Genomic DNA, 8,928 nt, shown 5'->3' with positions numbered 1-8,928 from the left:
CTCCCTACTCAACACACCCCCCCACCCCTTCCCCCCCCCTCTACACCCGCATCAGATTGCGCCAGTGGCGCAACGCCGCCAGTGCGTTGATCCAGAAGCCCACGTACAGGATCGAGGTCAGATGCAGGCCACGGCTGTAGTACAGCGGCACCGCGACGGTATTCACCAGCAGCCACACCCACCACGATTCCAGCTTGCGCCGCATCATCAGGATCTGGGCGATCACGCTCAGCACCAGCACCGCCGAATCGATGTAGGGCGCGTAGGCGTTGGTCAGGCGGGTCAGCATCCAGCCGTAGCCGAAGGTCGCCACCACCGCCAGTGGTGCCAGCCACGCCCAGGCACGCGGTCGCAATGAGGTGATCGGCAGGGGTGCACCGTGGTCGCCGCGCAGCCACTGCCACCAGCCCAGCACGCTGATGGCGATGAAGAAGAACTGCAGCACCATGTCTGCATACAGGTGAGAGCGCTCGAACACCGCCGCGAACAGCGCGCAGCCGACGATGCCCAGCCACCAGGTGTGCACGTTGTTGCGGCCCGCCAGCAGGATCGAGCCGGCGACGGCGATGTTGGCGGCCAGCTCCAGCTGGAAATTCGGATCGGACAGGTTCATCGCCCTATTGTCGTGGATCCACGCCATGCGTGGATGCCCCAAACCAGCTCCGCAAAAAGAAGGCCCCGCTTGCGCGGGGCCTTCCGTGTACTGCGTCAGGCGTTGGCCCGAATCAGAACTTGTACTGGAACGAAGCGGCCAGCACGTCGCCACGGACCTTGTACTTGCCCGACAGCGAGTTGCCCTGGTTGGCGGTGGTCGCCGGCACGTTCACGTTCGGGTCGCTGGTGAACAGGTGGGTGTAGCCCAGGTTGTACTCGGTGTTCGCCGACGGGGTCCAGCCCACGCCCAGCGACAGCCACTTGCGGCTGGTGTCCGGCACGCGGACGTCGCGGTGGGCGTCGGTGGTCGGGGTCTGGTCCAGCGCAACACCACCGCGCAGGGTGACGGTATCGCTCAGCTTGTAGTCGGCGCCCAGCGACACGAAGGTGGTGTCGCGGTAGCCGAACTTCAGCTCCGAATTCGGCTGCGGCGAAGCGTAGTCGACGGTGACGCTGTCAAAGGCGGTCGACCAGGCGGTACGGGTCACGTCGCCCATCACGGTCCAGCGGTCGTTGACCTTGTGGGTCACGCTCAGGGTGGCCGAGGCCGGCATGGTGACGGTGGCACGGCCGCTGGTATCCATGAACCAGCCGCGGGTGTTCGGCGAGTTGGTGAGCAGGGCACGAGCGCGGTCGGCGCCGCTGAAGGTCGCATCACCACCGGTGATCTTGTGCTTGACCTTGGAACGGTAGCTCAGGCCGATGTGGGTGTTCTCGTCGATCGAGAACAGGCCACCGACGGTCCAGCCCACGGCATTGTTGTCGCCTTCGATCTTCAGGGTGCCATCCGAGCTGCCCGGGGCGAAGCCCGGAACGCCGGCACCGGCCAGGATGCTGCCGTAGTCGACGGCGTTGCTCAGTTCGATGGTCAGGTGCTCGACGAACACCGACGCGCCGAAGGACACGTACGGGTTGACGTCATACGACGCGGCGAAGCCCAGGTCGATGGCCTTCAGGTCGGTCTTCAGGCCGCTGTAGCGACCCACCCAACCGTTGTCGTATTCGGTCTTGAAGCCGAACGGGGCGGTCAGCGACACACCGAAATGGGCCTGTTCGCCGATCGGCATGTGGAAGTAGGCGGCCGGAACCGGAGCGATCATGCCGGCGTCGCCGCCGTTGCCGCCCTGGGCCGGGAAGCCGTTCGGGGTCCGCTGGCTCACGCCGGTACGGCCGGTGCCCTTGTACTTGGCACCGAAGCTGATGGCGCTGAGGTCGCCCTGGATCATGGTGCCTTCCAGCTGGCGCATGCCGGCCGGGTTGACGGCGATGATGGAGGCGTCGCCCTCGGCGCTGCCGGAACCGGCGAACGCGCGGCCGAGGCCCTTGGCGCTGTTTTCCTTCAGCTGGAAGGCGGCAGCGTTGGCGTCGGCGGCAGCCAGCGCACCGGCAACGCCGACGGCCAGCAGGGTCAGTCGGGCAATGGTGGAAGCGGTTTGCATCGTAGTTCTCTCTCTCCGGTAAGCGGTGATGGTGCTCTGAGTGCGCCTGCGCCCGGCAGGCCCTGGGGCCCTTCGGAGCGCGCCGGATTCCCCTCCCGACATACGACGCCGTATGCGAGTATTACCCAGAGCTGTTAATGAAACAATAACAGCGCAGGCGCTTTTTTCGTCTCAAAAGCTGAACAGGACAATCCCCGCCGTAAGCGCCCTCACGCTAGGCTAGTGCCCATGTTCGTCTCCCTCCCGTCGCGCAAGAAGGCAGCCCTGCGCTGGGCCACGCCCGTGCTGTTTGCGGCACTGTGGCTGGCGTTCCTGTGGTCGATCTCGCGTCCGGATGACGCCCGGGGCAGCCTCTGGCTGGACTGGGGCGCCCTGTCCACCGGCCTGACCCACCCGCTGGACTGGTGGGCGACCCTGCAGGACGGCAGCGTGCTGCGCCTGTTCACCGCCCTGTTCCTGCACGCGGACTGGTCACACCTGCTGGGCAATCTGGTGTTCCTGCTGATCTTCGGCCTGCCCGCCGAACGGGTGCTGGGCCCGTGGCGCCTGCTGCTGCTGTTCCTGGTCGGCGGTGCGGTGTCCAATCTGGTGGCCATCTACACCATGGGCAGCCCGGACCAGATCATCATCGGTGCCAGCGGTGCGGTGTCAGCGCTCATCGGCGCCTATCTGGCCCTGTTCCCGGGCGCCCGGCTGGGCGTGGTGATCCCGCTGGGCCTGTTCCTGGAGTTCGTGCGCGCCCCGGCCTACCTGCTGATCGGCGTCTGGGCGGCGCTGCAGGTGGTGTTCGCCCATATCGGCCCCAGCTTCGGCATGGTGGCCTGGTGGGCGCACATCGGTGGCTTCCTGTTCGGCCTGCTGTACGGCGTGTACGTGCGCGCCGCGATCGCACGCCGCCTGCGCAAGCGGCACGGCTTCTGAACCCCTGGTGGTGCCGGCCGCTGGCCGGCGTCACGCTCACCCGCTCGTTCGTAGATCAGTCGAGCACGGCTCGACGCTACAGAATCAGGGCTTGGCCGGAGCCGGTGCGGGCTTTGCTTCCGGCTTTGCTTCCGGTGCTTCCGGTGCTTCCGGCTTTGCTTCCGGCTTCGCTTCCGGCTTCGCTTCCGGCTTCGCTTCCGGCTTCGCTTCCGGCTTCGCTTCCGGCTTCGGTTCTACCTTCGCCTCCGGCTTCGCAGCTGCGGCCTTCGCGGCCTTCGCCGCATCCGCTTTCGCCGCTTCGGCCTTCAACCGTGCAGCCACCGAACCCGGATTCTTCAGCTCGGCCAGCGCGTCGTTGATCGGGCCATCGCCCGGCAGTACGGCGCCGGCGTGGTAGCCCTCGGTGCCTTCGTCGTCACCGCGCAGATGGCCCGGCAGGGTCGCTTCGCTGTAATCGCTCAGGCTGGCCGGCAGCGCCTCGTCTTCCGGGCGCGCCGCAGGCTTCAGTTCGACCTCCGGCACGATGCCGGTGGCCTGGATCGACTTGCCGCTGGGCGTGTAATAACGCGCGGTGGTCAGCTTCACCGAATCACCGTTGTCCAGCGGCAGCACGGTCTGCACCGAGCCCTTGCCGAAGGTGCGGCTGCCGACCACGCGGGCGCGCTTGTTGTCGCGCAGTGCGCCGGCCAGCACTTCCGAGGCACTGGCCGAACCCGCATCGACCAGCACCACCACCGGTGCACCCTTCAACAGATCGCCCGGGGTCGCATCGAAGCGTGCATCGCTGATGCTGATGCGGCCGCGGGTGCTGACGATGTTGCCCTTGTCGAGCAGGTCGTCGGCCACCTGCACGGCAGCGGTCAGCAGGCCACCCGGGTTGCTGCGCAGATCCAGCACCAGGCCCTTGAGCTGGCCACCGGACTGCTTCTGCAGCTGCTGCACGTGCTTCTGGAAGTCCGAACCGGTGTCGGCCTGGAACGTGCTCAGGCGGATGTAGCCATAGCCCGGTTCCAACAGGCGGCTGCGCACGCTGGTCACGCGGATGGTCTGGCGAGTGAGGCTGACATCGAAGGGCTTGGGCTTGCCTTCGCGCACGATGGTCAGCACCACCTTGCTGCCGGCCGGGCCGCGCAGCGGTTCGCTGGCATCGATCGCGCTGATCGGCTTGCCGTCGATGGCGATGATCAGGTCACCGGCGAGGATGCCGGCCTTCGCCGCCGGCGTGTCGTCGATCGGCGAAATCACCTTCATGCTGGCGTTGTCGGGCTGCTGCTGCAGCTCCACGCCGATGCCTTCGTAGGCGCCGCTGGCCTGTTCGTCGAACGCCTGCGCGTCTTCCTTGTTGAAGTAGGTGCTGTGCGGGTCGAGGTCGAGCAGCAGGCCACGCACCGCGGCCTGCATCAGCTTCTTGTCATCGACCGGATCGACGTAGGCGGCCCGCACTGCGTTGTAGACGGCCACGAAGCGGCGGATGTCCTCCAGCGGCACCTTCGAGGTCACCGCCTCCTCGCTGCTCGCTGCCTGCCCGCCGGTTTCCTGGCTCGGGGCGGGCGCGGTCTGCTGCGCCCAGGACAGCGCTGGCAACAGGGCCAGCAAGAGGGTGGCGGTACGGGCTGCGCGCATGGATCACTCCTGTCGACGGTGGCATGGTGCCCAAGGCACATGCACCGATTATGCGCGAAGCACAGCTAAATTCCCGTTGAATCCGCCCTGCACGCGGAAGCGCTGGATTCAGCGCCGCTGCAGCCAGCTGTCAGGGTTCACCGGCTGCCCACCACGACGCAGCTCGAAATACAGCGCGGTGACGCCCTGGCCGCCGGAATTGCCGACCTTGGCCACCGCATCACCACGGCTGACCCGCGCGCCGGCATCCTTGAGCAGGGTGTCGTTGTGGGCGTACAGGCTCATGTAGCCGTTGCCGTGGTCGACGATCAGGATCATGCCGTAGCCGGTCATCCAGTCGGAGAACACCACAGTGCCATCGGCCACCGCGGTGACGGTGCTGCCGGCCGGTGCACCGATCAGCACGCCGCTGCTGGTGCGGCCATCAGGCAGCTTGCCGCCATAGCGGGCCAGCAGGTTGCCGGACAAGGGCCAGCCCAGGCCACCGACCTTCGGCGCCGGTGCCGACGCCACCGCCGGCGGAACCTTGGTCGGCGGCGGCGGGCGGCCCTGCGCAGCGGCCTGGCGTGCGGCCCGCTCGGCAGCGGCCTTTTCGGCAGCGGCTCGGCGTGCAGCCGCGCGACGCTCGGCCTCGGCGCGGGCGGCGGCCGCGCGCAGATTGGCCAGCAGTGTTTCCAGCGCCTTGGCGTCCTGGCCCAGCGCCTGTTCCTTCTCGCGCTGGTCCTTGAAGCGTTCGTCCAGCGAGGCCACGGTCTTGGCGCGATCGCGACGGTCGGCTTCCAGCGCCGCCGCCTGCTGCTTCTGGTCCTGTTGTGCACCCTGCAGCTTCTGCTTGCGCTCGGCGATCTGCGCCTGCAGCGCTTCCAGTTCCTTCAGGTCGGCGGTCAGCGTGGTGATCCGCTGCGCACGCTCGCGTTGCAGGTAACGATGGTAGGCCAGGGCGCGATTGGCATCGGCTACCGTGTCCTGCGACAACAGCAGCTTCAGTGGTGCGTGGTTGCCCAGCTGGTAGGCTGCACGCAGCAGGCCGGCCAGCTCGCGATGCTGCTGGGCGAGGTTGGCCTGCAGCGTGCTGCGGCGTTGTTCGGCCTCGGCCAGGGCCCTTCCCTGCTCGCGCAGCGCGGTTTCCGTCTGCGCAAGCGCACGGCCGGTGCGGGCCACCTTCTCATCTGCCTCGCGCAGCTGCTGCGAGGCCTGGCCACGCTGGCCTTCGATCTGCCGGCGCTCCTGCGCCACGCCCTTCAGCTCACTGCGCAGTTTCTGCAGCTTGCGCTCGGTCTCGCGCGTGGTCTGCGCGGCACCCGGCAACGGCAACGCCAGTGCCAAGGCCAGCCCCAACAGCAGGCAGCGCCCGCCGCGGGCAGCGGCGATGTGATGTCGGCGTGATGGGAAGGCGTTGTTGCGCAAGGGCTTTCCAGTGACTTCAGGCAGTTGCAGGGGGTACCGGGGAATGGTGACATCTCCGCACGCGGCCTGCCAGCCGCACATCCATCGAGGTCCCCATGAAAGCTCTCTCCATTCCGCTGCTGTTGGGCGTACTGCTGGCCACCGGGCCGGTCTGCGCCCAGGAGAACATCAGCAAGGTCAACGGCAGCATCAGCGCCGAACCCGGCCAGCGCTACGGCAAGCTGGACACCGTCAACGGCGGCATCCGCGTCGGCGAAGGCGTCGAGACCGGCAGCATCGACACCGTCAACGGCGGGGTGAAGGTCGCCGATCGCGCGCGCACTGGCAAGATCGAAACGGTCAACGGCGGTGTGCGCCTGGGCCGCGAAGTGATCGCCCATGGCAACGTCAGCACCGTCAACGGCAGCATCTTCAGCGATCGCGGCAGCCAGATCGAAGGCGGCGTTGAAACCGTGAACGGTGGCATCGGGCTGGTCGAAAGCCGCGTCGGCAACGACGTGGAAACCGTCAACGGTGACATCACCGTGGGCATCGGTTCGCAGGTCAAGGGCGGTGTGCACGTGCGCAAGCCGAACTTCAGCGTCTCGCTGACCGCCAGCCGCAAGCCACGCGTGATCATCGGCCCGAATGCCGTGGTCGACGGCCCGTTGCAGTTCGAGCGCGAGGTGGTGCTGTACGTGCACCGCACGGCCCGCATCGGCCCGGTCACCGGCGCCGAGCCGATCCCGTTCGACACCGAAACCGCTCCGGCGGACTGAGCACACCGCGCCCATCGGTTCGGTGATACTCGCTGTTACCGGTCGTACACGAGGTACGGCCGCCCTTTGTTTTCCAGGAATCGACGATGCCCCGCAAACTCCTCCTGTGCCTGGCCGCTGCGGCCGCGCTCAGTGCCTGCAAAGGCGAAGACACGCCGGCGCCCGCGCCGGCCACCGACACCGCCGCTGCCAAGCCGGCGACCCATGCGTTCTCGCCGGAGATCAACGCCGGCGACTTCGCCGAGATGGTCAAGACGCTGGCTTCGGATGAATTCGAAGGCCGCGCCCCGGGCAGCAAGGGCGAGGAACTGACGGTCAACTACATCCGCGACCAGATGCAGCGCATCGGCCTGCAGCCCGGCAACGGTGACAGCTGGTTCCAGGATGTGCCGATGACCGAGACCACGGCCGACGCGTCGACCGTGCTGAAGATCACCCAGGGCGGCAAGACCACCGAGCTGAAGTTCGGCACCGACATGGTGGTGGGTACCCGTACCGGCCAGGCCGAGGTGAAGGTCGATGCCAGCGACCTGGTGTTCGTCGGCTACGGCGTCGATGCGCCGGAGCAGAAGTGGAATGACTATGCCGGCCAGGACTGGAAGGGTAAGACGGTCGTGATGTTCGTCAACGACCCGGGCTTCCATGTCGATGACGCGAAGCTGTTCGACGGCAAGCGCATGACCTACTACGGCCGCTGGACCTACAAGTTCGAGGAGGCAGCGCGCAAGGGCGCCGCTGCCGCGCTGATCGTGCACGACACTGCCGGTGCCTCCTATGGCTGGGACGTGGTGAAGAACTCCTGGGCCGGGCCGCAGTACGACCTGCCGGCGAAGGATGACCCGGATGCCCGCATTCCGGTGCAGGGCTGGCTGAGCGCCGACGCCGCCAAGGCGCTGTTTGCCGGTGCCGGCCTGGACCTGGCGCAGGCTTACAAGGATGCGAGCAAGCGCGGCTTCAAGCCGGTGCCGCTGAAGGCCACCGCCGCGGTCGACCTGAAGAGCCAGATCGCGCAGAAGCAGTCGCGCAACGTGGTGGGCGTGCTGCCGGGCAGCAAGCGTGCCGACGAAGCCGTGCTGTACATGGCGCACTGGGACCACCTGGGCAAGCACGAGGGTGAAACCGGCGACAACATCTACAACGGTGCGGTCGACAACGCGACCGGCGTGGCCGGCATCCTCGAGGTGGCCGAAGCCATGGCCCACCAGGAGCCGAAGCCGGAACGTTCGGTGGTGTTCCTGGCGGTGACTCTGGAAGAGTCCGGCCTGCTGGGTTCGAAGTACTACGTCTCCCATCCGACCTTCCCGCTGGACAAGATCGCCGGTGTGATCAACATCGATGCGATGTCGGTGGCCGGCCGTGCCAAGGACGTGACCGTCACCGGCTTCGGCAGCTCGGAGCTGGAAGACATCCTCAAGCCGCTGGCTGCGGCCCAGGACCGCACGCTGCATGGTGAGACCTCGGTGCAGAGCGGCTTCTACTTCCGTTCGGATCACTTCAACTTCGCCAAGGCCGGCGTGCCGGCCCTGTACGCCGATGGCGGCGAAGACCTGCGCGAGGGTGGCGTGGACGCTGGCCGCAAGGCCGCGGCGGACTACGGTGCCAACCGTTACCACGGGCCGAAGGACGAATTCGATGCGTCCACCTGGATGCTGGACGGTACGGTCGAAGACCTGCAACTGATGTATGGCGTCGGCAAGGAGCTGGCCGGCGGCGATCGTTGGCCGAACTGGTATGAGGGCAACCCGTTCAAGGCGGCCCGCGACGCGATGATGAAGGACAAGGCCCCGGCCAAGTAAGTCGGGCCATGCTCGACTGAACATCGTTGAGAGCAGAGCGGCGCCCCACGGGGCGCCGTTTTTTTTGTGCGCTCCGCCATTGGTGGGTGCCAACCCTGGCCTGCTGTGTGTAGCGGCCAACCGTGGTTGGCGCCTTGGTTCCTTGCGGGGAGCATCCACGCATGGCGTGGATCTACCGCTGATCCCTCTGCTATCGGTAGTCGCCAACCGTGGTTGGCGCCGCCGCTCGCGGCGGTCAAAGAAAAACCCCGCTGCGTGAGCAGCGGGGTTTTGGATGTAAACCCTGGCGATGACCTACTCTCGCATGGCTTGAGCCACACTACCATCGGC

Annotated in this window: 7 protein-coding genes; 3 read left to right on the top strand and 4 right to left on the bottom strand. The window is 67.0% G+C overall.

The genetic code is table 11. From position 1 onward, the window contains the following. Positions 1 to 40 precede the first annotated feature (40 nt). The gene (gene pnuC, locus ACTJJM_RS10710; RefSeq protein ID WP_241875233.1) at positions 41 to 613 is read right to left on the bottom strand and encodes a nicotinamide riboside transporter PnuC; all 573 of its coding nucleotides are present in this window, start codon (positions 611 to 613) and stop codon (positions 41 to 43) included. Between the two features lie 112 nt (positions 614 to 725). Then, positions 726 to 2,093, bottom strand: a complete 1,368-nt coding sequence (locus tag ACTJJM_RS10705) for an outer membrane protein transport protein (protein ID WP_171953720.1) — start codon at positions 2,091 to 2,093, stop codon at positions 726 to 728. Between the two features lie 228 nt (positions 2,094 to 2,321). On the opposite strand from ACTJJM_RS10705, the gene ACTJJM_RS10700 reads away from it, so the two are divergent. Beyond that, entirely contained in the window at positions 2,322 to 3,014 is a 693-nt protein-coding gene (locus tag ACTJJM_RS10700; RefSeq protein WP_010484241.1) for a rhomboid family intramembrane serine protease, read from the top strand. A gap of 84 nt (positions 3,015 to 3,098) precedes the next feature. Here ACTJJM_RS10700 and ACTJJM_RS10695 read toward each other — a convergent pair whose 3' ends face one another. Together ACTJJM_RS10695 and ACTJJM_RS10690 are read right to left on the bottom strand one after the other, a co-directional pair. Beyond that, the gene (locus ACTJJM_RS10695; protein WP_440865457.1) at positions 3,099 to 4,637 is read right to left on the bottom strand and encodes a S41 family peptidase; all 1,539 of its coding nucleotides are present in this window, start codon (positions 4,635 to 4,637) and stop codon (positions 3,099 to 3,101) included. Positions 4,638 to 4,745: 108 nt separating this feature from the next. Continuing rightward, a complete protein-coding gene (locus ACTJJM_RS10690; protein WP_010484243.1) occupies positions 4,746 to 6,044 on the bottom strand; it encodes a murein hydrolase activator EnvC family protein in 1,299 nt (432 codons plus the stop codon). A gap of 95 nt (positions 6,045 to 6,139) precedes the next feature. Between ACTJJM_RS10690 and ACTJJM_RS10685 the strand changes: the two genes are divergently transcribed. Continuing rightward, a complete protein-coding gene (locus ACTJJM_RS10685; RefSeq protein ID WP_010484244.1) occupies positions 6,140 to 6,802 on the top strand; it encodes a hypothetical protein in 663 nt (220 codons plus the stop codon). An 86-nt stretch (positions 6,803 to 6,888) separates the two neighbouring features. After that, the gene (locus ACTJJM_RS10680; RefSeq protein ID WP_440865456.1) at positions 6,889 to 8,598 is read left to right on the top strand and encodes a M28 family metallopeptidase; all 1,710 of its coding nucleotides are present in this window, start codon (positions 6,889 to 6,891) and stop codon (positions 8,596 to 8,598) included. The last annotated feature ends 330 nt before the right edge of the window (positions 8,599 to 8,928 follow it).

Origin of the sequence: Stenotrophomonas sp. 22692 (assembly GCF_052045015.1) — a bacterium.
Classification (GTDB): domain Bacteria; phylum Pseudomonadota; class Gammaproteobacteria; order Xanthomonadales; family Xanthomonadaceae; genus Stenotrophomonas; species Stenotrophomonas geniculata.
Note: the sequence above shows the minus strand (reverse complement) of the source record. Positions and strands in the feature narration are given on the sequence as shown.